Raw genomic sequence first — 22,559 nt, forward strand, 5'->3', positions numbered from 1 at the left:
ACGTCACGCTCCCGGTCCGGGTGCCGGCGTGTCCGGCCGGCGGGTGTCCACCGCGACCAGGCGGAACTCGGCGGTTCGCCGACCGCCGTCGGGGTTGGTCAGCCAGAGCTGCTCGGGAGTGGGCAGCATCTCGCTCAGTCGCAGGGTCGCGTCCGGTCCGGCGCCCTCGACCGTGCGGCGGACCGCGCGGGCGAAGCCGTCGACCGAGGCGAGGCTGGCGAAGTCGAGGAAGAACGGCTTCTTCTCCACCGGCGTCTTGACGAAGACGTACCGGGGCAGGCCGGCTTCGCGTTGCCAGCGGCGTACCTCGCGGAACCGTTCCGCCTCGTCGACGGTCCGGGCGAACTCCAGCGCGGCCGCGCCGAACCGCCAGTTCTCCCGGGCGATCACCACGTTGTCGACGGTGATCCGGGGCCGGTGGTCGGCCGGCGGGAGCAGGTCGAACCGTTGGATCACCTGGAGCATCAGGGCCTCGCCGACGACCTCGGTGAGCGGCAGGGCGAACTTCCCGTCGCGGGTCCGGACGACCAGCGTCCCGTCGCGCGACTCCAGTACGCAGTCGGCCACCGCGACCGCGGTCCTCGGGTCCAGGCCGCAGCTGTCGTGCCCGAAGACCAGACGCAGGTCCCGCTCGATGATCAGCTTGTCGGTCAGCCGGGACGGTGCCCCGCCCTCCTCACCGGTCGCGGCCAGCACCACCCGGGGGCCGGGCAGGTCCGTCCACATCGCCGAGACCAGTTCCGCGGGCTCCGGGTGCTGGGCCATGAACAGGGCCGCCCGGAGCGTGTTCACACCCGGATGGACCTCGCCGACCACCCAGTGGAAGTCGCCCCGGGCGATCGCCTCGGGCCCGTCCGCGACCAGCATCACGTCCGGCGAGTGCTGGTACGCGCCGATCCAGCCGGGGCGGGGCGCCGCGAACGCGGTCGCCACCCGGTCGGCGATGCTGGCCGAGTCGAGCTGGATCCGGCGCTGCCCGTCGAGGTCCGGCAGGATCCGGCTCCACCGGTCCTGCAACCCCCGGATCACCGGTGCGATCAGCCGCTCCGGCAGGTCGAACAGCAGGTCGTTGGCCCAGAGCCAGAAGTCGGCGAACGGGACAGTGGTCTGCGCGTTGCCGGTGCGACCGACCAGTTCGGCGTACCGCTCCCGGCAGGCCCGGCTGAACAGCGCGGTGCCGGCGAAGGTGAACCAGCGGGCGCTCTCCAGCAGCAGGCTCAGCGCCGGCCAGAGGGTGCCGACCAGGTCGGTGGAGAGGGTGACCCGGTTGCTGGCCCGGGTGTCCTCGTACACCAGCGTGCGGCCGGCGTAGACCCGGCCGGCCCGGCGGGTCGGCGCGGCACCGGTGAGCGTGGTGAACGTCGTCTCCAGGTCGGCCAGGGCCGCGCCGAGCCGGTCGGCGTCGCCGGCCGCCGCGGCGACCGCGTCGCGGGCCCGGACCAGGTCGTCCAGGGCGGTCAGGGCCGGTTCGCGTACGGCGGGGTCGGTGACCGCGTTCAGCCGGTCCCGGACCGACCGCTCCGGGAACAGGTCCTCCTTCGGCACCTCCAGCGACCAGGTCACCCGGTGGGCGTCGCGCAGCTCGGCCAGCAGCCGGTAGACCTCCTCCGGGGAGTGCAGCCCGCTGCTCGGGTCGGCCACCAACTCGGCCGCGATGTCGTACGCGGTGCGGGTCCCGTCGGCGGCGGCGAGCAGCCGGGCGGTCACCGGTGGCAGCGGTGCCGGCGGGGTGAGCGGCAGCAGCAGCTGGTCGTCGAGCACGCTGAGGAACGGCAGCCGGCGCGGGATCAGCCACGGGGCCAGCCGGGGGTCGCGTTCGGTGAGCGCGTCCGCCAGCCCGGCCATGGCCCAGTTCTCGAAGTAGACCGTACGGACGGCCAGCGGGGTCGGGCCGTGCTCGATCCGCAGCGGGATGTCGCCGGGTGCGACGGTGGCCCAGCCGACCGGTCCGAAGAAGCCGATGGTGTCGTTCTTGACGCAGTACCGCTGGAGGTAGGTGGCGACCAGTGCCTCGTGCTGCCGGTGCTTGGAGTCGCGGGCCGCCGGTGGCTCCCCCTCGCCGGGCCCGGCCCGGTGCAGCAGCGGATCGAGGCCGGTCCGCAGGGCGTGCCGGTTCTGCCAGGTCACCGCCTCGCGCAGGAGCGGGTCGGCGGCGGCGGCCCGCAGTCCGGCGCTGCGCCGGGCGCTGGCCTGTTCGTGGGACCGGGCGAAGGCGAGCCGGTCGGCCGCCACCCGTTCGACGGCGTCGGCGAGGGCGGCCCGGTTCTCGGCCAGCAGCGCCGCCAGCGCGGGGTCGGCCACCGCCGGCAGTTCGTCCGGCACCGCCCCCTGGCGGACCTGCCGGTCGGCCCGGTTCCAGCGGGACCGCTGCTCGGTCGGGGCGGCCCGCCGGGCCTGGTGCAGGTTGTCGGCGAGCGCGCGACGTACCTGCGCCAGCCGGTCCTCGGCGGCGAGCACGGCGTCGGTCCGGAGTACGTGCTCGGGGTCGCCGAGCCGGGTGAGCGGCCCGACCGGGAAGCCGGCGGCGCGCAGCCCGACCCAGCGCCACATCGCCCACGGTCCCGCACCGGGTCGCACCAGGTGCCCGGTGCCGGTGCCGGGCACCGGGGCCGGATCCGTCGTCGACACCGGCCGGGTGCCGGTGGTGGCGGTCGGGTGCGAACCATTGACGACGGTCGGACGCGAACCGTCGGTGGCGGTCGACGTCGAACCGTCGGCGGGCCGTGCGGCCTTGGCGGTCGGCTGTGAGCCGTTCCCGGCCGGCGGTGCACCGTTGGTGGTCGGCTGTGGGCCGGTGCCGGCGTTGCGGTACGCGCCCCGGTCGCGGGCGGTGATCCGGACCGGTGCCGGTTCGGGGGCGGCCCGGCGCCGGTCGATCTCGGCTGCCAACCCGGCCAGATCGTGCTGGTCGTAGACCGCGCGGACCGGCAGCTCGACACCGAACCGCTCGGCGGCGAGGAAGGCGAGCCGGGTGGCGAGCAGCGAGTTGCCGCCGAGGGCGAAGAAGTCGTCCTCGGCCCGGCCCACCTCGGCCCCGAGCAACTCGACCCAGAGTGCGGCGAGCCGGACCTGGGTGGGATCGGTCAACGGCCGCTCGGGGGCCGGCCGGGTCGGCGCGGTCGGGGCGGGCAGGGCACCCCGGTCCACCTTGCCGTTGCGGTTGAGCGGCAGCTCCGGCAGCAGCACGTACCCGGCCGGGCGCAGGTACACCGGCAGGTGCGCGACCGCGTACGCGTCGAGTTCCCGCTGGTCCAGCTTGGCCGCCGGGCTGACGTACGCGACCAGCCGGCGGCGCTCGCCCTCGCCGTGCACCGCCACGGCGACCTCGCCGACCAGCGGGTGGGCCCGGAGCACCGCCTCGGCCTCGGCCGGTTCGACCCGGAAGCCCCTGATCTTGACCTGTCGGTCGATCCGACCGAGGAACTCCAGCGTCCCGTCCGTGCGCCAGCGGACCCGGTCCCCGGTGCGGTACATCCTGGCTCCGGGCCGGTGGTCGAACGGGTCGGGCAGGAACCGCTCGGCGGTCCGGCCGGGCTCGCCCAGGTAGCCCCGGGCCAGCCCGTCGCCACCGGTGTATAGCTCACCGGGCACCCCGACCGGCACCGGCCGCAGCAGCTGGTCCAGGACGTAGACGGTGGTGCGGGGCACCGGCCGCCCGATCGGCACCGGCGCGGGTACGGCCGCCGGGTCGGTCATCGGGTAGCAGCAGGTGAAGGTGGTGTTCTCGGTCGGCCCGTACCCGTTGACCAGGGGACGACCGGCGCGGACCCGCAGGGCGGCGCGGACCGCGCCGGGGTCGAGCACGTCACCGCCGGCCAGGAGCTGGTCCACCCCGGCCAGCGCGCCCGGGTCCTGCTCGACGACCTGGTGGAACAGTCCGGCGGTCAGCCAGAGCACGCTGATCCGCTCGGCCCGCAGCAGCCCGGCGATCTCCACCGGTCCGAGCGGGTCGGGTGGGGCGACGACCAGTCGGGCGCCGTTGAGCAGGCTGCCCCAGAGTTCGAGGGTGGCCGCGTCGAACGCCGCCGAGGCGAGGTGCAGGACCGTCTGGTCGGGGCCGAGCCGCAGGTATCCCGGCTCGTGCACCAGCCGGAGTACGGCCCGGTGCGGCACCGCCACGCCCTTGGGTGTCCCGGTGGAGCCCGAGGTGTAGTTGACGTAGGCCAGGCTCTCCGGCGAGATCGGGGGCTGCGGCGCGGTGGTCGGCAGCTCGGCCAGCTCGTCCCCGATCCGGTCGAGGTCGATCGTCCGGGCACCGGCCGGCAGGGTCGTCGGCGCGATCCCGGTGCCGGTCGGGTCGGTGCCGGTCGCGGTCAGCACCAGCGGGTCGCCGGCGGCGGCCAGCAGGTCCCCGGTCCTGGCCGGTGGGTTCGCCGGATCGAGCGGCAGGTACGCCGCCCCGGCCCGGACCACCGCCAGCAGCGTCAGCACCAGCCGGACCGACCGGGGCAGGGCGACCGCCACCGGCTGGTCCGGGGTGACCCCGCGCCGGATCAGCAGATGGGCGAGCTGGTTGGCGCGGGCGTCGAGTTCGCCGTAACTGAGCGTCCCGTCCACCCCGGTAACCGCAACCGCGTCCGGCCGCAACCGCACCTGCTCGCCGAACCGCTCCCCAATCGTCCCGCCGCCGCTCACCCCGGTCGTGTCCGTCCGCCTCTTGGAGAGAATGAGTGGTAATTCCGGCGCGGAAAGGGCCTCTTTCTCTACAAGAGGCGCGGTGGTGGGGGTGGGGTGGCCGGCCCAGGTGCGGGTGAGGTGGTGGTGTTCGGTGGGGGCGAAGAGGGGTAGGTCGGCTACCGGGGCGTCCAGGCCGGTGGCCAGTCCGACCAGGAGGTTGGTGAAGTGGCGCAGCATCGCGGCGGCGGCGTCGTCGGTGCACCGGCGCCGGTCGTGGTAGAGCAGTACCCGCAGCGTCGGCTCACCGAAGACGCAGACGGTGACCGGCGGTCCGGGGTGCCGGTGCACCCGCGCGGTACGCCCGTTCCACTCCGGAACCGAGCCCCGCAGCGCGGTCTGCAACTCGCGGTGCTCGTACATGAGCAGGCTCTCGAACAGCGGCTCGGTCGGCGGCAGCCCGCTCCAGCCCTGCACGGCGGTCAGCGGCGCGACCTGGTGCGCCCGGACCGCGTCGATCTGGGCCCGTACCTCGACCAGCCAGTCCCGTACGGTCGCGTGCGGACGGACGTCGATCCGCAGCGGCACGGTGTTGATCAGCATGCCGACGATCGTGTCCGCCTGCTCGATGCTGCCTCGGCGGCAACTGCGGACCGCGCCGAACACCACGTCCCGTTCACCGCTGTAGCGGTGCAGCAGCACCGCCCAGGCGGCGTTGACCAGTGTGCTCAGCGGCACGCCGACGGCCTGCGCGGTCCGGTTCAGCGCCGCGCTGTCGGATTCGTCGAAGGTGAGGGCGAGTTCGCGTACGGAGTCCGGCTCGCGCGGCGGGGTGTCGGCGGCCGGCCGCAGCGGCAGCGGCGTGGGCAGCGTGACCCCGCTCAGCCGGGTACGCCAGAACCGTTGGTCGTCGGCGAGCGGGCGCCGCCCGGCCCAGCGTGCGAAGTCCCGGAACGACCGGCGGGCGGGGGGCGTGTGCGACGTGCCGGCGACGGTCGCGGCGTACTCGTTGAACACCTCGCTGAGCAGCAGGTGCACCGAGCGGCCGTCGAGGATCACGTGGTGCAGGCTGAACACGATGGTGTGCCGGTCGGGTCCATGCTGGATCAGCCCGACCCGGACCAGGGGGGCGGTCGACGGGTCGAACTCTCGGGACCGGTCGATGGCGAGGAACCGGTCCAGTCGGGCCTGCCGGTCCGCCGGGTCGCCGGGATCCTCGGTACGCCAGTCGTACCGGTGCACCGGTATGGTCGCCTCGGGGTAGACCCGCTGGGTGGCCCGGTCCTGACCGAGCCAGCTGAACGCGGTCCGCAGGACCGGGTGGCGTCGGGTGGCGGCCTGCCAGGCGGCGGACATCGCGGCCGGGTCGAGTGGTTCCGGCCAGTCGATCACGACCTGGAGGATGTCGACGCCCGAGCCGGGTTCGAAGTGGTTGTGGAACAGCAGTCCCTGCTGGAGTGCCAGTAGGTCGTAGCTCTCGCCGTCGGGTTCGGCCGTGTTCGGCTGGTCGTCCTCGACCTCGGCTGCGCTACTGCTGGTCGACCGCACGGTCTGCTTTCCTCCGTTAGTGGTGGGCCCGCTTTGTCGGCGCACCATGAAATGTCGCCGGTTAATGCACTCCGGCGCTCGTTCGGGGCGCGCGGAAGCATGGCAGGCGGTCGGAAGATGGGGAATTTCGCGCTGCGCTCGGGGGTGCCCAAAAAATACGAGAGCCATTCAGATCTGTCAACACTGGGGCGCGACCCGGCCAGCGGGGCCCCAGCTGGGGCGATAGGGGCCGATTTGACCACATTCTCTATGACAAAAAGCCACGAAGTTGTCGTTACCCGGTCCTGCCCCGTTAGGACTACGCATTCATGCCACTCGGCTCGCGAGGGTGGTCCATTCGGCCACTGGCGCCGTGTCCGTCGAAGTCATTCGTTGCAAAAAACAAAAGAAGATTAATGCAACCGTACGGATTCAAGGTGCATCGCGGGCGCCCTGCTCAAACCAGTCGTGGCAGACAAAAGCGGGCGGCTCGAACAATCGAGACGCCCGTTCGTACGGCAAAATTGATCATGCTTGGCGGCCGGGGCGGTCGCCCGCTGACCCCTCGGCGTCGACTCTCGGCCAACCCGGTGGCGGATCGGAGCCGACCGGCCGGATAGAGTGACTGCTCTTCGTCGTTGACAACTACGTGATAGCGACGCCGATCCTCGGCCTGCTCGCGGGCACCCCCTCCGTAAACGGGGGGCTCAGCGGCCCGGGGACGGTGACTGATGACTATACATCGATCCCGTGCGCCCGGTGCCGACCGACGATCGGCGGTCGGCGGACGCGTGCGGCTATGGGGGGAACGAGTGAGCGAGCGCGGCGGCGCGCACGGATCACGCTCGGACGAGACCGCGGTCGACGCGGCGCCGAGCCGGTCCGAGACCGATCTGGTCGTGGTCACCGGGGTCTCCGGCGGCGGTCGCAGCACGGTCGCCCGAGCCCTGGAGAACGTCGGCTTCTACGTGGTGGACAACCTGCCGCAGGCGCTGATGCTGGACATGGCCGAGCTGGCCTTCCAGGCCGGCGGAACCACCCGGCAGACGGCGATGGTGCTGGACGTGCGCAGCCGCGCCTTCTCGACCGACCTGTCCGGGGCGATCCGGGCACTCAAGGAGCGCGGCTTCCAGCCCCGGGTGGTCTTCGTCGACGCGGACGACGAGGTGCTGATCCGGCGCTTCGAGAGCGTACGGCGCTCACACCCGCTCCAGGGTGACGGGCGGCTGGCCGACGGCATCGCGGTCGAGCGCGGCCTGCTTGAGGAGGCCCGCGAACAGGCCGACGTGATCATCGACACCAGTCACCTCAACGTCAACCAGCTCCGCAGCCGGATCGAGGAGCTCTTCGGCGGCGAGGACGCCCGACGGCTCAAGGTCACCGTCCTCTCCTTCGGCTTCAAGTACGGGCTGCCGCCGGACGCCGACTTCGTGCTCGACGCCCGGTTCCTGCCGAACCCGTACTGGGTACCGGAACTGCGCGAGCACAACGGGCGGGAGGAAGCGGTGAGTCGGTACGTACTGGGCCAGCACGGCGCGGTGACCTTCGTCGAGACGTACGCCCGCCTGATCAACGCGACCGCGCCCGGCTTCGAGCGCGAGGGCAAGCGGTACCTGACCGTGGCCGTGGGCTGCACCGGCGGCAAGCACCGCAGCGTGGCGATCGCGGAGGAACTCGCCAGCCGGCTGCGCCAGGCCCGGCTGGCCGCCAACGCCCAGCACCGCGACCTGGGTCGCGAGTGACGGCGATCAAGGTCGTCGCGTTCGGTGGCGGCCACGGCCTGTCGGCGTCCCTGCGGGCCCTGCGCCGCTGCGCGCCCGACCTCGAACTCGACATCACCGCCGTGGTGACGGTCGGCGACGACGGTGGCTCCAGCGGCCGGCTGCGCGCCGAGCGGGGCGCGCTGCCCCCCGGCGACCTGCGCCAGGCGCTGGTCGCACTGGCCGCCGAACGCCCCGCCACCCGGCGCAGCGCCGAGCTGTTCCAGCACCGGTTCGCCGACGGGGGTGTCCGCCCGCCCGGCGAGGATCCGCTGGCCGGGCACGCCGTCGGCAACCTGGTGCTGCTCGGCCTGATGGAACAGCTCGGCGACCCGGTGGCGGCACTGGACCACGCCGGGGCGATGCTCGGCGCGATCGGGCGGGTGCTGCCGATGTCCTGCCAGCAGATCGGCATCGAGGCGCGGGTACGCGGCACCGACCCGGCCCGGCCGGAGGCGGTGCGGACCGTACGCGGCCAGCACGCGGTGGCGGTGACCCAGGGGCGGGTGGAGTCGGTGCGGTTGACCCCGTCCGGGCCCCGGGCCTGCCGGGAGGCGGTCGTCGCCGTCGGTGAGGCCGACTGGTTGATCTTCGGTCCGGGCAGCTGGTACACCAGCGTGATCCCGCACCTGCTGGTCCCGGAGCTGGCCGCCGCGATCGTGGCGAGCCCGGCCCGGCGGCTGGTCACCCTCAACCTGGCGACCGAGCAGGAGACGCTCGGGCTGTCGGTCGCGGACCACCTGGCCGCGCTCCGGTGGTATCTGCCGGAGCTGAGGGTAGACCTGGTTCTCGCGGACGGGAAAGCGGTAGGTGACCCCGAACCGGTCGATCGTGCGGCAGAATCGCTGGGTGCGCGGCTGGTGCTCGCTCCGGTGGCTGTTCAGGACGGCAGCCCACGACACGATCCCACCGCTTTGGGAGCCGCACTGGTGCCTGTCCTGGGCGCCGATCGTTAAGCACGTACGAATCACCGGCATCACGCCGGAACCGGCCACGAGGTGACGACAATGGCGATGACGGCTGCGGTCAAGGACGAGCTGAGCCGGGTCGACGTGCCCAAACCCTGCTGCCGCCGGGCGGAGATGGCCGCCCTGCTGCGGTTCTCGGGCGGCCTGCACATCGTCTCCGGACGGGTGGTGGTGGAGGCGGAGCTCGACACCGGGGCGGTCGCCCGGCGACTGCGTCGCGAGGTGGCCGAGGTGTACGGCTACCCGAGCGAGATTCACGTACTCGCCTCCGGTGGGCTGCGCAAGGGCAGCCACTACATCGTGCGGGTGGTCAAGGACGGTGAGGCGCTGGCCCGGCAGACCGGGCTGCTCGACGTCCGGGGCCGACCCGTACGCGGGTTGCCGCCGCACGTGGTGGCGGCGAACGTCTGCTGCGCGGTCGCGGCCTGGCGGGGTGCGTTCATGGCGCACGGCTCGCTGACCGAGCCGGGCCGTTCCTGCGCGCTGGAGATCACCTGCCCCGGCCCGGAGTCGGCGTTGGCGCTGGTCGGCGCGGCCCGCCGGATCGGGATCACGGCGAAGGCCCGCGAGGTGCGCGGGGTCGACCGGGTGGTGGTCAAGGACGGCGACGCGATCGCCGCCCTGCTGACCCGGATCGGCGCCCACTCCAGCGTGCTGGCCTGGGAGGAGCGTCGGGTCCGGCGCGAGGTGCGGGCCACCGCCAACCGGCTGGCCAACTTCGACGACGCCAACCTGCGCCGGTCGGCGCGGGCGGCGGTGGCCGCCGCCGCGCGGGTGACCCGGGCCCTGGAGATCCTGGCCGAGGAGGCGCCCAACCACCTGACCTCGGCCGGGCAGCTGCGGCTGGAGCACCGTCAGGCGTCGCTGGAGGAGCTGGGCGCGCTGGCCGACCCGCCGCTGACCAAGGACGCGATCGCGGGTCGGATCCGGCGGCTGCTGGCGCTGGCCGACAAGCGGGCGCGGGACCTGGGCATCCCGGACACCGAGGCGGCGGTCACGCCGGACATGCTGGCCGTCTGAGGTGCGCGCGTCGGTGGGCCGGCACACGCCGTCCCACCTCGACAGTGCCCGAATCGTCCCCCGACGGTGGTGGGTTTACGCCCCGACGCAACGGGGCCCTTTCCGCTCCGATAAGGTACCGAGCGTACGGCGACGGGGCCGGAACCGGTTACTCGCGCCGTATTCACCGCCTCGGGCGGTCAGGTCCTCGGACCGCGGCGGGGTGGCCGATTACTATCGGCGGCCGACTCCTGCGGTCGGCGCGCACATCTCCGACGGCGATCGGGCTGAACGCCGCCGGACCAGACTGCGAGGAGATGGCCTGTGACCATCCGGGTTGGCATCAACGGCTTTGGCCGAATCGGCCGTAACTTCTTCCGTGCGGTGCTCGCCTCGGGCGCCGACATCGAACTGGTCGGCGCGAACGACCTGACCGACAACGCCACGCTGGCGCACCTGCTCAAGTACGACAGCATCCTGGGCCGCCTGCCGCACGAGGCGAAGGCGACCGCCGACGAGATCACCGTCGGTGGCCACACCTTCAAGGCGTTCGCCGAGCGGGACCCGAGCAAGCTGCCGTGGGGCGACCTGGGCGCGGACGTCGTGATCGAGTCGACCGGCTTCTTCACCGACGCCACCAAGGCCAAGGCGCACATCGACGGCGGCGCCAAGAAGGTCATCATCTCCGCTCCGGCGAAGAACGAGGACGTCACGGTCGTGATGGGCGTCAACCACGACCAGTACGACCCGACCAAGCACAACATCATCTCGAACGCGTCGTGCACCACGAACTGCCTCGCCCCGATGGCGAAGGTCCTCAACGACACGGTGGGCATCGAAAAGGGTCTGATGACCACGATCCACGCCTACACCCAGGACCAGAACCTCCAGGACGGTCCGCACAAGGACCTGCGCCGGGCCCGCGCCGCCGCGCTCAACATCGTGCCGACCTCGACCGGTGCCGCCAAGGCGATCGGCCTGGTCCTGCCGGAGCTGAAGGGCAAGCTCGACGGCTTCGCGCTCCGGGTGCCGATCCCGACCGGTTCGGCCACCGACCTGACCATCACCGCCCGCCGCGAGACCTCGGTCGAAGAGGTCAACGCCGCGCTCAAGGCGGCCGCCGAGGGCCCGCTCAAGGGCATCCTGGTCTACACCGAGGACGAGATCGTCTCCACCGACATCGTCACCGACCCGGCCTCCTGCATCTTCGACGCCGGCCTCACCAAGGTGATCGGCAACCAGGTGAAGGTCGTCGGCTGGTACGACAACGAGTGGGGTTACTCGAACCGGCTCGTCGACCTGGTCAAGCTGGTGGGTTCCTCGCTGTGAGCATCGGTACCCTCGACGATCTGCTGGCCGAGGGGGTGTCCGGTCGGCGGGTGCTGGTGCGCGCCGACCTGAACGTCCCCCTCGACAAGGCCAGTGGGGCGATCACCGACGACGGGCGGATCCGGGCGGTGCTGCCGACCCTGACCGCCCTGCGGGACGCGGGCGCGGCGATCATCGTCTGCTCGCACCTGGGGCGGCCGAAGGGCGCCCCGGACCCGCAGTACAGCCTCGCCCCGGTCGGCACCCGGCTGGCCGAGCTGCTCGGAACGCCGGTGACCTTCGCGACCGACACCGTGGGCGACTCGGCCCGTGCCGCCGTCGACACGATCGCCTCCGGTGAACTGGTGCTGCTGGAGAACCTGCGGTTCAACCCGGGGGAGACCAGCAAGGACGAGGCCGAACGGGGCGCCTTCGCCGACCAGCTCGCCGGGTTCGCCGAGGCGTACGTCGACGACGCGTTCGGCGCGGTGCACCGCAAGCACGCCAGCGTGTTCGACGTGCCGGCGCGGTTGCCGCACGTCGCGGGCCGGTTGGTGCTGCGTGAGGTCGAGGTCCTCTCCCGGTTGACCGGTGAGCCGGACCGGCCGTACGTGGTGGTGCTCGGCGGCTCCAAGGTCAGCGACAAGCTGGCCGTGATCGAGGCGCTGCTGCCGACGGTCGACCGGCTGCTCATCGGCGGCGGGATGTGCTTCACCTTCCTCAAGGCCCAGGGCCACGGGGTGGGCACGTCGCTGCTGGAGGAGGAGATGGTCGACACCTGCCGGGACCTGCTGGCCCGTGCCGACGGCAAGATCGTGTTGCCGCTCGACGTGGTTGCCGCGACGGCGTTCGCGCCGGACGCCGCGCACGAGACCGTGCCGGCGGAGTCGATCCCGCAGAACCGGCTCGGCCTGGACGTCGGCCCGCGTACGGTGGCGGCGTTCGCCGAGGTGATCAGCGGCGCCAAGACCATCTTCTGGAACGGTCCGATGGGCGTGTTCGAGATGCCGGCGTTCGCCGCCGGCACCCGGGGGGTCGCCGAGGCGATCACCGCGGTGGACGGGTTCACGGTGGTCGGCGGCGGTGACTCCGCCGCCGCGGTACGCGCGCTCGGGCTGGACGAGTCGTCGTTCGGTCACATCTCGACCGGCGGGGGAGCCTCGCTGGAGTACCTGGAGGGCAAGACCCTCCCCGGTATCGCCGCCCTGGAGAAGTGATGGCCACACCCGTACGCCGGCCGCTTATGGCCGGCAACTGGAAGATGAACCTGAACCACTTCGAGGCCAACAAGCTGGTCCAGGACCTGGCGTTCCGGTTGAACGTGCAGCAGCTCACCGACGTCGAGGCGGTGGTCCTGCCTCCGTTCACCTCGCTGCGCAGTGTGCAGACGGCGATCGAGGGCGACAAGCTGCTGATCGGGTACGGCGCGCAGGACCTGTCGCCGTACCCGCCGGGGGCGTACACCGGGGACATCTCCGGGCCGATGCTGAGCAAGCTCGGCTGCCAGTACGTGGTGGTCGGGCACTCCGAGCGGCGGGCCTACCACCACGAGGACGACGCCCTGGTCAACGCCAAGGTGGTGGCCGCGCTGGGCAGTGAGATCACGCCGATCCTCTGCATCGGCGAGGGCCTGGACGTCCGCGAGGAGTCCCGGCACGTGGTGCACTGCTGCGACCAGCTCGACGCGGCCCTGTCCGGGCTCACCCCGGAGCAGGTCGCACAGGTCGTGGTCGCGTACGAGCCGGTCTGGGCGATCGGTACCGGCAAGACGGCGACCCCGGAGAACGCCCAGGAGGTCTGCGGCGCGGTGCGTCAGCGGATCTCCGAGACGTTCGGCCAGGCCACCGCGGACCAGGTGCGGGTCCTCTACGGCGGCTCGGTGAAGTCGTCCAACATCGCGGCGATCATGGCTCAGCCGGACGTCGACGGTGCGCTGATCGGCGGGGCGAGCCTGGATGCCGAGGAGTTCGCTAAAATCTGCCGGTTCCCGGAGCACATCAACGTATAGCCGGCCGCTATTGTTGACGAGCCCGTCACGAGAGGACCGATCCTTACCATGCTTCCGATCCAGTTCGCATACACGTTGATCGTGTTGCTGGTTATCACGAGCGTGCTGCTCACCATGCTGATCCTGCTGCACCGCGGCAAGGGCGGCGGGTTGTCGAGCATGTTCGGCGGCGGGGTGAGCTCCAGCCTTGCCGGTTCGTCGGTGGCGGAGAAGAACCTCGACCGTTACACGGTTCTGGTGGGCGTTGTCTGGTTTGCGTGCATTGTCGGCTTGGGTCTCTGGCTCAAGCTCGCGATGGCCAGCTGACCTGCCTGCCGCAACTCGCAACATCTGCGCGCGGTCCGTACCAACGGGCCGCGCGCAGCCGTTTTCTCGCACCCCGTCGCAACACGCCGCCACCACACCGGTGGTGGTTCCCCTCCGACGACAGGAGCGAACAGCGTGAGCAGTGCTATCCGTGGTACCAGGGTCGGCGCCGGACCGGCCCGCCCGACCGGCCGGTCCGAGCCGGCTCCCCGCCGCCCGGTCACCTACTGGTGTGCCAACGCGCACATGGTGGAGATCCTGCTGGCGGCCGAGGTGGACCCGCCCGACACCTGGGACTGCCCGCACTGCGGCCAGCCGGCCGGGCAGGACGTGCAGAACCCGCCGGGGCGAGTCCGGGCCGAGCCGCACAAGTCCCACCTGGCATACGTGAAGGAACGCCGCAGCGACGCCGACGGGGCGGCCCTGCTCGACGAGGCGCTCGCCGCGTTGCGTCGCCGTCGCGGCGAGCACTGACCGAAGTCCCGCTCCGACACCGGTACAAACCGGTCACGGCGGACGGACCTCATCGGCACAATGGCCGGGCCCCGGCTCACACCATCGGGCCCGGCCGTGCCGGTCGGATCAGCGCAGGCTGCGGAAGGTCGGCTTGACCTCGGCCGCGGCCGCCCGGTCCAGCAACCACCGGGTACGTTCCACCCCGTGCACGCCGGCCGCCGGCAACTGGAGCGCTCCGGCACCGGCCAGCGCCATGCCGACCGCCCGTGCCTTGTCGGCCCCGCCGGCGACGAGCCAGACCTCTTCGGCCGTGTTGATCGCCGGCAGGGTCAGCGTGATCCGGATCGGTGGCGGCTTCGGGCTGCCCCGTACCGCGCTGACCGGACGGGTCTCGTAACCCACCGGGTGCTCCGGGAAGACCGAGGCGACGTGCCCGTCCTCGCCCACCCCGAGCATCAGCACGTCGAAGTGGGGCAGGGAGGCCGTACCGGGGCCGGCCGAGGTGGCCAGGATGTCCGCGTACCGGGCCGCCGCCGCCTCCGGGTCGGGCCCGTCCGGGCCGTCCGACGGCGGCATCGGGTGCACCCGGGCCGGATCCAGCGGCAGCGCGTCGAGCAGCGCCGCCCGTGCCTGGGTCTCGTTGCGTTCCGGGTGACCGGACGGCAGGAAGCGTTCGTCTCCCCACCAGACGTCGACCCGGGACCAGTCGATCGCGTCCCGTGCCGGCAGGTCCCGTACCGCGAGGAAGACCGCCGCGGCGATCCGCCCCCCGGTCAGCACCACCCCGGCCTCACCCCGGTCGGCCTGCGCGTCGATCAGCTTGACCACCAACCGGGCCGCCACCACCTGGGCGAGTACGCCCGCGTCGGCGTGCACCTCCACCGCGGTTTCGCTCACTGTGCCGGTCCCCCGGATCCGGCCGGTGTCGTCGCCGGGGTGTCGCCCGACGCCCCGGCGGGTACGGCGGCGCGCCTCGGCGCGGTCGGGTCCTTCCAGATGTGCACCCGCTGGCCCGGCCGCTCGTCCAGGCCGGTGAGGCCGGTGGTCGAGCTCAGCGCCTCGGCGTAGATCTGGTCGGCGTCCAGCCGCCGCAACTCCTCGGCCAACTCGTCACCGAGCGGGCGACGGGTCAGCGGGAGGTGCCGGTCGGCCTGCCCGGTCCGCTCGAAGATCGCGGTGTTGTTCTCCCGGGTGAGCACCAGCCGGTCGCCGTTCGCGCAGTCGAGTTCGACCGAGCGCATCCGGGCGTGGTCGTTGGTGTCCTGCCACCTCGGCGCGATCCCGAGCCGGGCGCTCAGCCAGCCGATCATCAGGGCGGCGGTCGGGTCGGTGCTCGGCGCCACCACGGTGGCGTCGGTGACCCGCGCGGCGGTGGTGTCGAACGCGCCCGCCACCAGGGTGCGCCACGGGGTGATCCGGGTCCAGGCCAGGTCCGTGTCACCGGGGGCGTAGTCGACCGCCCGCTGGCGCAGCGCGTCGACCGGGTTGACCGCCTGGGCGGCGTCGGTGATCCGCCGGTCGGCGACCACACCGAGGAAGTCGTTCGCGATCTGCGTCGGCGGCTCGCTGTGCCACCAGGTGACCACCGGAACGTCCGGCACCAGCAGCGGCATCACCACCGACTCGGCGTGCAGCGCGAGCCGGCCGTACATCCGCATCACGACGGCCTCGCACGGCCCGAGCCGGCCGCCCACGACGATCTCGGCGTCCAGCCGGCTCTGCTCCCGCTCCACGTCGGAACGGACCACGACCAGCAGCCGGCACGGGTGCGCGGCGGCGGCGATGGTCGCCGCCGCCTCGGCCTCCCGGACCCGCTTCTCGTCCACCACCACGATCAGCGTGAGCGCCATGCCGCTGGCCACCCCGCCCGCGCTGCGGCGCTCGGCGGCCAACGCCTTGACCACCTCGTTGCCGGTGGTGTCCCATAGGCCGATCAAAGGAGCCTCCTGGTCTGCTCGCCGGAGCGGCCGCGCGCGCTCACGCCCGCCGCCATGCCCGGCCCTCTCGTTCCAGCATCTCGTCGGCGGCCCGCGGGCCCCACTCGCCGGCCCGGTACGGCTCCGGCCGGGTGCCCCGCCAGGCGGCTTCGAGCGGGTCGATGACCTGCCAGCTCTGCTCCACCTCGGCGGCGTCCGGGAACAGGGTCCGGTCCCCGATGAGCACGTCGAGCACCAGCCGCTCGTACGCCTCCGGGCTGGACTCGGTGAACGCCTCGCCGTACTGGAAGTCCATCGCGATGTCGCGGACCTCCATGGTGGTGCCCGGCACCTTGGCGCCGAACTTCAGCACCACGCCCTCGTCCGGCTGGACCCGCACGACGAGCTGGTTGTTGCCGAGCATCTCCATGTCGGTGGCGTTGAACGGCAGGTGCGGTGCCCGTTTGAAGATGATCGCCACCTCGGTGACCCGGCGGGGCAGCCGCTTGCCGGCCCGGATGTAGAACGGCACCTCGGCCCAGCGCCGGTTCTGGATACCCAACCGCACCGCGACGTACGACTCGGTGGTCGAGTCCGGCGGGATGTCTTTCTCCTCCAGGTACCCGACGGCCCGCTGTCCGGCCACCCAGCCGGGCAGGTACTGCCCGCGTACGGTGCCGGTGGCGACGTCCTTGGGGATGGTGATCGCCCGGAGCACCTTGAGCTTCTCGGCCCGGATCTCGGCGGCGTCGAAGCTGGTCGGCTCCTCCATCGCCACCAGGGCGAGCAGCTGCAACAGGTGGTTCTGGAGTACGTCGCGGGCGGCGCCGGCCGAGTCGTAGAAACCGGCGCGGGAGCCGATGCCGACGTCCTCGGCCATGGTGATCTGGACCGAGTCGACGTACTTCGAGTTCCACAGCGGTTCGAACAGGTTGTTCGCGAACCGCAGCGCCAGGATGTTCTGGACGGTTTCCTTGCCCAGGTAGTGGTCGATGCGGAACACATCGTCGCGGGTGAAGACGTCGTCGACGAGGTCGTTGAGCGACTTCGCCGACGGCAGGTCGGAGCCGAACGGCTTCTCCACCACCACCCGCCGCCAGCCGCCGGACTTGGCGTTGTCGGCCATTCCGGTCCGGGCGAGCTGCTTGAGGACCACCGGGAACGCGGCGGGTGGGATGGAGAAGTAGAACGCCGCGTTACCGGCGATCCCGTGGGTGCTGCGCAGTTCGTCCAGGGTTTCGGCGAGGGAGTCGAACGCCTCGTCGTCGTCGAACGAGCCGCCGACGAACTTGATGTTGCCGGCGAGCCGGGCCCAGACCTCGTCCCGCCACGGCGTACGGGCACCCTTGCGGGCGGCCTGGTAGGCCAGCGACTCGAAGTCACCGTCCCCCCAGTCCCGCCGGGCGAATCCGAGGACCACGAAGCCCGGCGGCAGCAGCCCCCGGTTGGCCAGGTCGTACACGGCCGGAATCAGCTTCTTCTGGGCCAGGTCACCCGTTACGCCGAAGATCACCAGAGCGCACGGCTCCGGGATGCGCGGCAGCCGCCGGTCCTGCGGATCGCGCAGCGGATTCACGGCGTCCCCCTCGTTGCTCAACCCTGGGCCCATCTCAGCTCCGCAGCTCTCGGAGCGCGTCGAGGAGCTGGGCCAGACCCGCCGCCCGGTCGGTCAGGTGCAGGCGCAGCACCGGTCGCTCCCGGCCGGCCAGGGCCTGCCGGTCGCCGGCCGCCTGGGCCGCCTGGAGTTCACCGAAGGTGTACGGCTTGCCCGGCACCGGCAGGTCCTCGGCGACCGCGCCGGTGATCTGGAGGTACGAACCGACCTGCGGTCCACCCTTGTGGTACTGGCCGGTCGAGTGCAGGAACCGGGGTCCCCAACCGAAGGTCACCGGGCGGCCGCCCGCCTGCGCGAGCAGGGGCCGGACCTGGCCGGCGTCGGCGTCACCGAACCGGTCGAGGTACGCCATCACGGCCAGGTAGCCGTCCGTACCGAGCCCGTCGAGCAGCCAGCGGAGCACACCGGGCAGGTCGCCCGGGGCGCCGGTGGGCGCGTACACCTCGATCGCGTCGGCGGTGAACGACGGCGCCTCGTCCGGCAGTCCGCCGTCGAGGATCCGGTTGGTGTTCTCCTTGGACTCGGTGACGTTCGGCTGGTCGAACGGGTCGATGCCGAGCACCACCCCGGCCAGCGCGGTGGCGTACTCCCAGGCCAGGAACTGGGCCCCGAGCGGGCCGTTGACGGCCAGCTGGGGGTTGATCCCGGCGCCGGGCGAGGTGCCCGGCGTCAGCGACCCGCCGTAGGTGACGGTGAGGACGTCCGGTCCGGTGGCACCGGGTGCCTGCGGCGACTCGACCACCACCGGCAGGATGCCGACGCCGCCCTTGCCGGTCGACTCGGCGATGAGCTGTTCGGCCCAGTCGCCGAGCCCCTCGATGCCGGTGCCGTCGGAGATCAGCGAGACCTTGTCCCGGCCGCCGGTGGCGGCGGTGCCGAGGGCGGCACCGAGCGCGAGGCCGGGGTTGTCCTTGTCCCCGGCGAGCGACCCGGCCAGTTCCTCGGCCTGGTCGAGCAGTTCGACCACCTCGACCCCGGCCAGGGCCGAGGGGACCAGGCCGAACGCGGTCAGCGCCGAGTAGCGGCCACCGACGAACGGGTCGGCGAGGACGACGAACGCACCCATCTGGGCGGCGGTGTCGGCCAGCGGCGAGCCGGGGTCGGTGACGATGACGAAGTGCCGGCCGGCCTCGGCCTCGGTCAGGCCGGCGTCCAGGAACGCCTGCCAGTAGGCCCGCCGGTGGCTGTCGGTCTCCACGGTGGAGCCGGACTTGCTGGCGACCACCACGACGGTGCTCAGCAGCCGGTCGCGCAGCGCGGCCCGGACCTGGCCCGGATCGGTGGTGTCGAGCACGGTCAGCGGCCGGCCCAGGGTACGTGCGATCACCTCGGGGGCCAGCGACGAGCCGCCCATCCCGGCCAGGACCACGTGGTCGAGGTCGGCCAGTTCGGCCTTGAGCTCGGCGAGCTGGGGGAGGAGTTCGCGGCTGTGCCGGTGGGTGTCCACCCAGCCGAGCCGCTTGGTCGCCTCGGCTTCGGCGTCCGGCCCCCAGAGGGTGGCGTCCTTGGCCGCCAACCGCTGCGGGGCGTTGTCGGCGACCAGGGCGGCGCGGGTGGAGCCGGGCGCGGAGGCGTCGATCGCCTCCGCGCCGTGGACCGTCAGTCCGGCCGCCGCCTCCGCGCTCCCCAGGTCCTGGGTCACGGTCACGCGTTGCCTCCCGCCTGCTGGGCGGCCTCGGCGTTGCCCTGGGCCGCCGCGTTGGGCTGGCTGGCGCCCTTGGCCGCCGCTTCGAGCGACTTGCGTACGCCGTCGAGCAGTTCCTCCCAGCTCGCCTCGAACTTCTCCACGCCCTCGCGCTCCAGCGTGTTGATCACGTCGTCGAAGTCGACCCCGACGGAGATCAGATCGGCGAGAACCTGACGGGCGGCGTCGTACGCGCCCGTGATGGTGTCGCCCCGGGTCTCGCCGTGGTCGGCGTACGCGTGGATGACCGCTTCCGGCATGGTGTTGACCGTACCGGGCGCGACCAGCTCCTCGACGTAGATCACGTCGCGGTAGTCCGGGTTCTTGGTGGAGGTGGAGGCCCAGAGCGGGCGCTGCGGGTGCGCACCGGCGTCGGCGAGCGCCTGCCAGCGGTCGGAGGAGAAGACCTCGGTGTACCGCTCGTAGGCGAGCTGCGCGTTGGCGACGGCGGCCTTGCCCTTGAGTGCCTTCGCCTCGGCCGAGCCGATCTTCTCCAGCCGCTTGTCGACCTCGGAGTCGACGCGGGAGACGAAGAACGAGGCGACCGAACCGATCTTGGTCAGGTCGTGCCCGTTCGCCTTCGCCTGCTCCAGCCCGGCCAGGAACGCGTCCATCACCTGCGAGTAGCGGTCCAGCCCGAAGATCAGGGTCACGTTGACGCTGATCCCCTCGGCCAGGGTCGCGGTGATCGCTGGCAGGCCGGCCTCGGTCGCCGGGATCTTGATGTAGAGGTTCGGCCGGTCGACCAGCCACCACAGCGACTTGGCCTCGGCCACGGTCTTCTCGGTCTCGTAGGCGAGCCGGGGGTCGACCTCGATCGACACCCGACCGTCCACCCCGGCCGAGCTGTCGTACGCCGGACGCATCACATCGGTCGCCCACCGGACGTCGTACGTGGTCAGCATGCGTACGGCCTCTTCCACGGACACCCCGCGGACGGCCAGGTCACGCAACTGCCAGTTGTACTCGTCGGCGTCGCTGAGCGCCTTGGCGAAGATCGTCGGGTTCGTGGTGACCCCGACCATGTGCTTCTCGCGGCGCAGCTGGTCCAGCCCGCCGGAGCTGAGTCGCACCCTTGAAAGATCATCGAGCCAGACCGCGACGCCCGCCGCGCTGAGCTCACCCAACCTGTCCGTCATGTGCTGACCCTCTCTCAGTTACCGGTGGTCGAACCAGTGATCTCGCCGACCCTCGCCAGCGACGCGTGGGCGGCGGCGACGATGTGGTCGGGAGTGAAGCCGAACTGCTCGAACAGGACCGTGTGCGGGGCGCTCGCGCCGTAGTGTTCCAGGCTCACGCTCTCGCCCAGTTCGCCGACCAGTTCCCGCCAGGACATCGCGATGCCGGCCTCGACGCTGACCCGGGCCCGGACGGCGCGCGGCAGCACCGACTCGCGGTACGCCGAGTCCTGCTCGTGGAACCACTCCTGGCACGGCATCGACACCACCCGGGTGGGGGTGCCGGCCGCCTCCAGGCGCTCCCGCGCGGTGATGCAGAGCTGCACCTCGGAGCCGGTGCCGATGAGGATCACCTCGGGCTGCGCGGTGGACGCCTCGGCCAGGACGTAGCCGCCCTTGGCCACGCCCTCGGCGGAGCCGAGCGTCTCCCGGTCGAAGGTCGGCAGCGGCTGCCGGCTCAGGGCCAGCGCGGCCGGCCGGTCGGTGTTGGTCAGCGCCTGCCGCCAGGCCCAGGCGGTCTCGTTGGCGTCGGCCGGCCGGATCACGTCCAGGCCGGGGATGGCGCGCAGGGTGGTGAGGTGCTCGACCGGCTGGTGGGTCGGTCCGTCCTCGCCGAGGCCGATCGAGTCGTGCGTCCAGACGTAGACCACCGGCAGCTTCATCAGCGCGGCGAGCCGCACCGACGGGCGCATGTAGTCGCTGAAGACGAGGAAGGTGCCGCCGTAGGGGCGGGTGCCGCCGTGCAGCGCGATGCCGTTGAGGATGGCGCCCATGGCGTGCTCACGGATGCCGAAGTGCAGCGTGCGGCCGTACTCGTGACCGGGGAAGTCCTTGGTCGCGTACTCGGCCGGGATGAACGACGGCTCGCCCTTCATCGTGGTGTTGTTGCTCTCGGCCAGGTCGGCCGAGCCGCCCCAGAGTTCGGGCAGCGCCGGGGCGAGCGCCTCCAGCACCTTGCCCGAGGCGGCCCGGGTGGCGACGCCCTTGGCGTCCGCCGGCCAGGTCGGCAGCGCGTCGGTCCAGCCGGTCGGCAGCGTACGGGTGGAGAGCCGGTCGTGCAGCGCCTTGCGCTCCGGGTTGGCCTTGGCCCAAGCGTCGTACGCCGTGTTCCACTCGGCGTGCTCGGCCTGGCCGCGCTCGACGATGCCCCGGGCGTGCGCCAGCACCTCCGGGTCGACGGCGAAGCTCTGCGCCGGGTCGAAACCGAGGATCTTCTTGGTGGCCGCGGTCTCGTCGGCACCGAGCGCCGAACCGTGGATCTTACCGGTGTTCTGCTTGTTCGGCGCGGGCCAGCCGATGATGGTGCGCAGCGCGATGAACGAGGGCCGGTCGGTGTTCTCCCTGGCGGCGGTCAGCGCGGCGTAGAGCGCCTCCACGTCCTCGTGGTAGTCACCCTGGTCGGCGTCGCCGGCCCGCCAGTCGACGGTCTGCACGTGCCAGCCGTACGCGGCGTAGCGGGCGGCGACGTCCTCGCTCTTGGCGATCCGGGTGTCGTCCTCGATGGAGATCTCGTTGTCGTCGTAGATCAGTACGAGGTTGCCCAACTTCTGGTGCGCGGCCAGCGAACTCGCCTCGTGGCTGATGCCCTCTTCGATGTCGCCGTCCGAGGCGATGCACCAGATGTGGTGGTCGAACACGGACTGGCCGGGCTCGGCGTCCGGGTCGAGCAGACCGCGCTCGCGCCGGGCGGCCATCGCCATCCCGACCGCGTTGCCGAGCCCCTGGCCGAGCGGGCCGGTGGTGGTCTCGACGCCGACGGTGTGGCCGTGCTCCGGGTGGCCCGGGGTCAGCGAACCCCACTGGCGCAGCGACTTCAGGTCGTCCAGGCCGAGCCCGTAACCGCTGAGGTAGAGCTGGATGTAGAGGGTGAGGCTGGAGTGTCCGGCGGAGAGGACGAACCGGTCCCGGCCCGGCCAGGCGGCGTCGGTGGGGTCGTGCTTCAGCAGCCGGTTGAAAATCAGGTACGCGGCGGGCGCGAGGCTCATCGCCGTACCGGGGTGGCCGTTGCCGGATTTCTCCACGGCATCCATGGCCAGCACGCGAACGGTATCGACGGCCCGACGATCGAGGTCGGTCCAGTTCAGCGGAGATTGCGCGGGTCGTTTGGCAGCCACGATGGTTTGTGCTCCTCGGCAGTGGTCGGAACCCTCTGGGATGACCCTAGCGACCCGGGCTAAACGTGCGCCCGGGGATCCAGATGCCGATACTCTCGGACCCGGC

Annotated in this window: 15 protein-coding genes; 8 read left to right on the plus strand and 7 right to left on the minus strand. The window is 72.0% G+C overall.

Annotated elements, in window-relative coordinates; translation table 11 throughout:
* Nucleotides 1-3 precede the first annotated feature (3 nt).
* Nucleotides 4-6,162 (minus strand): amino acid adenylation domain-containing protein, encoded by a 6,159-nt coding sequence (locus tag ACZ6QQ_RS03835; protein WP_465874100.1) that lies wholly within the window; start codon nucleotides 6,160-6,162, stop codon nucleotides 4-6.
* A gap of 791 nt (nucleotides 6,163-6,953) precedes the next feature.
* Between ACZ6QQ_RS03835 and rapZ the strand changes: the two genes are divergently transcribed.
* The 8 genes from rapZ (at nucleotide 6,954) to ACZ6QQ_RS03875 (ending at nucleotide 13,964) form a co-directional block, all read left to right on the plus strand.
* Nucleotides 6,954-7,883, plus strand: a complete 930-nt coding sequence (rapZ, locus tag ACZ6QQ_RS03840; RefSeq protein WP_465874101.1) for an RNase adapter RapZ — start codon at nucleotides 6,954-6,956, stop codon at nucleotides 7,881-7,883.
* Nucleotides 7,880-8,857, plus strand: coding sequence for a gluconeogenesis factor YvcK family protein (locus tag ACZ6QQ_RS03845; protein WP_465874103.1), 978 nt, complete (start codon nucleotides 7,880-7,882; stop codon nucleotides 8,855-8,857). The genes rapZ and ACZ6QQ_RS03845 overlap by 4 nt, the downstream gene beginning before the upstream one ends.
* Before the next feature lie 51 nt (nucleotides 8,858-8,908).
* The gene (gene whiA / locus ACZ6QQ_RS03850; protein WP_465874104.1) at nucleotides 8,909-9,889 is read left to right on the plus strand and encodes a DNA-binding protein WhiA; all 981 of its coding nucleotides are present in this window, start codon (nucleotides 8,909-8,911) and stop codon (nucleotides 9,887-9,889) included.
* A gap of 303 nt (nucleotides 9,890-10,192) precedes the next feature.
* Nucleotides 10,193-11,197, plus strand: a complete 1,005-nt coding sequence (gene gap, locus ACZ6QQ_RS03855; protein WP_465874106.1) for a type I glyceraldehyde-3-phosphate dehydrogenase — start codon at nucleotides 10,193-10,195, stop codon at nucleotides 11,195-11,197.
* Nucleotides 11,194-12,393 (plus strand): phosphoglycerate kinase, encoded by a 1,200-nt coding sequence (locus ACZ6QQ_RS03860; RefSeq protein WP_465874108.1) that lies wholly within the window; start codon nucleotides 11,194-11,196, stop codon nucleotides 12,391-12,393. Before gap ends, ACZ6QQ_RS03860 begins: the two co-directional genes overlap by 4 nt.
* On the plus strand, nucleotides 12,393-13,184 hold the full coding sequence (tpiA, locus tag ACZ6QQ_RS03865) for a triose-phosphate isomerase (protein ID WP_465874110.1): 792 nt from the start codon (nucleotides 12,393-12,395) through the stop codon (nucleotides 13,182-13,184). Before ACZ6QQ_RS03860 ends, tpiA begins: the two co-directional genes overlap by 1 nt.
* A 48-nt stretch (nucleotides 13,185-13,232) precedes the next feature.
* The gene (gene secG, locus ACZ6QQ_RS03870) at nucleotides 13,233-13,490 is read left to right on the plus strand and encodes a preprotein translocase subunit SecG (protein ID WP_121155430.1); all 258 of its coding nucleotides are present in this window, start codon (nucleotides 13,233-13,235) and stop codon (nucleotides 13,488-13,490) included.
* A 135-nt stretch (nucleotides 13,491-13,625) separates the two neighbouring features.
* Nucleotides 13,626-13,964: an RNA polymerase-binding protein RbpA gene (locus tag ACZ6QQ_RS03875; protein WP_465874112.1), complete on the plus strand. Its 339-nt coding sequence runs from the start codon at nucleotides 13,626-13,628 to the stop codon at nucleotides 13,962-13,964.
* Nucleotides 13,965-14,072: 108 nt separating this feature from the next.
* Here ACZ6QQ_RS03875 and pgl read toward each other — a convergent pair whose 3' ends face one another.
* The 6 genes from pgl to tkt are packed head-to-tail and all read right to left on the minus strand — an operon-like array spanning nucleotide 14,073 to nucleotide 22,453.
* Nucleotides 14,073-14,843, minus strand: a complete 771-nt coding sequence (gene pgl / locus ACZ6QQ_RS03880; RefSeq protein ID WP_465874114.1) for a 6-phosphogluconolactonase — start codon at nucleotides 14,841-14,843, stop codon at nucleotides 14,073-14,075.
* Nucleotides 14,840-15,883 (minus strand): glucose-6-phosphate dehydrogenase assembly protein OpcA, encoded by a 1,044-nt coding sequence (locus ACZ6QQ_RS03885; RefSeq protein WP_465874115.1) that lies wholly within the window; start codon nucleotides 15,881-15,883, stop codon nucleotides 14,840-14,842. Before ACZ6QQ_RS03885 ends, pgl begins: the two co-directional genes overlap by 4 nt.
* A 40-nt stretch (nucleotides 15,884-15,923) precedes the next feature.
* Nucleotides 15,924-17,471 carry a glucose-6-phosphate dehydrogenase gene (gene zwf / locus ACZ6QQ_RS03890; protein ID WP_465874117.1) on the minus strand — a complete coding sequence of 516 codons (1,548 nt, stop codon included), beginning with the start codon at nucleotides 17,469-17,471 and terminating at the stop codon, nucleotides 15,924-15,926.
* A gap of 1 nt (nucleotide 17,472) precedes the next feature.
* A complete protein-coding gene (locus tag ACZ6QQ_RS03895; protein ID WP_465874515.1) occupies nucleotides 17,473-19,119 on the minus strand; it encodes a glucose-6-phosphate isomerase in 1,647 nt (548 codons plus the stop codon).
* Nucleotides 19,120-19,121: 2 nt separating this feature from the next.
* Nucleotides 19,122-20,300 carry a transaldolase gene (gene tal / locus ACZ6QQ_RS03900; protein WP_465874120.1) on the minus strand — a complete coding sequence of 393 codons (1,179 nt, stop codon included), beginning with the start codon at nucleotides 20,298-20,300 and terminating at the stop codon, nucleotides 19,122-19,124.
* A 14-nt stretch (nucleotides 20,301-20,314) separates the two neighbouring features.
* Entirely contained in the window at nucleotides 20,315-22,453 is a 2,139-nt protein-coding gene (tkt, locus tag ACZ6QQ_RS03905) for a transketolase (protein WP_465874122.1), read from the minus strand.
* Nucleotides 22,454-22,559: the final 106 nt, after the last annotated feature.

It is taken from the genome of Micromonospora sp. NPDC049529 (assembly GCF_055586685.1).

What these genes read in the sequence shown, in the direction of transcription:
- zwf (WP_465874117.1), bottom strand. Translation starts at nt 17,471, where the DNA reads ATGGGCCCAGGGTTGAGCAACGAGGGGGACGCCGTGAATCCGCTGCGC.
- tal (WP_465874120.1), bottom strand. Translation starts at nt 20,300, where the DNA reads ATGACGGACAGGTTGGGTGAGCTCAGCGCGGCGGGCGTCGCGGTCTGG.
- whiA (WP_465874104.1), top strand. Translation starts at nt 8,909, where the DNA reads ATGGCGATGACGGCTGCGGTCAAGGACGAGCTGAGCCGGGTCGACGTG.
- tpiA (WP_465874110.1), top strand. Translation starts at nt 12,393, where the DNA reads ATGGCCACACCCGTACGCCGGCCGCTTATGGCCGGCAACTGGAAGATG.
- secG (WP_121155430.1), top strand. Translation starts at nt 13,233, where the DNA reads ATGCTTCCGATCCAGTTCGCATACACGTTGATCGTGTTGCTGGTTATC.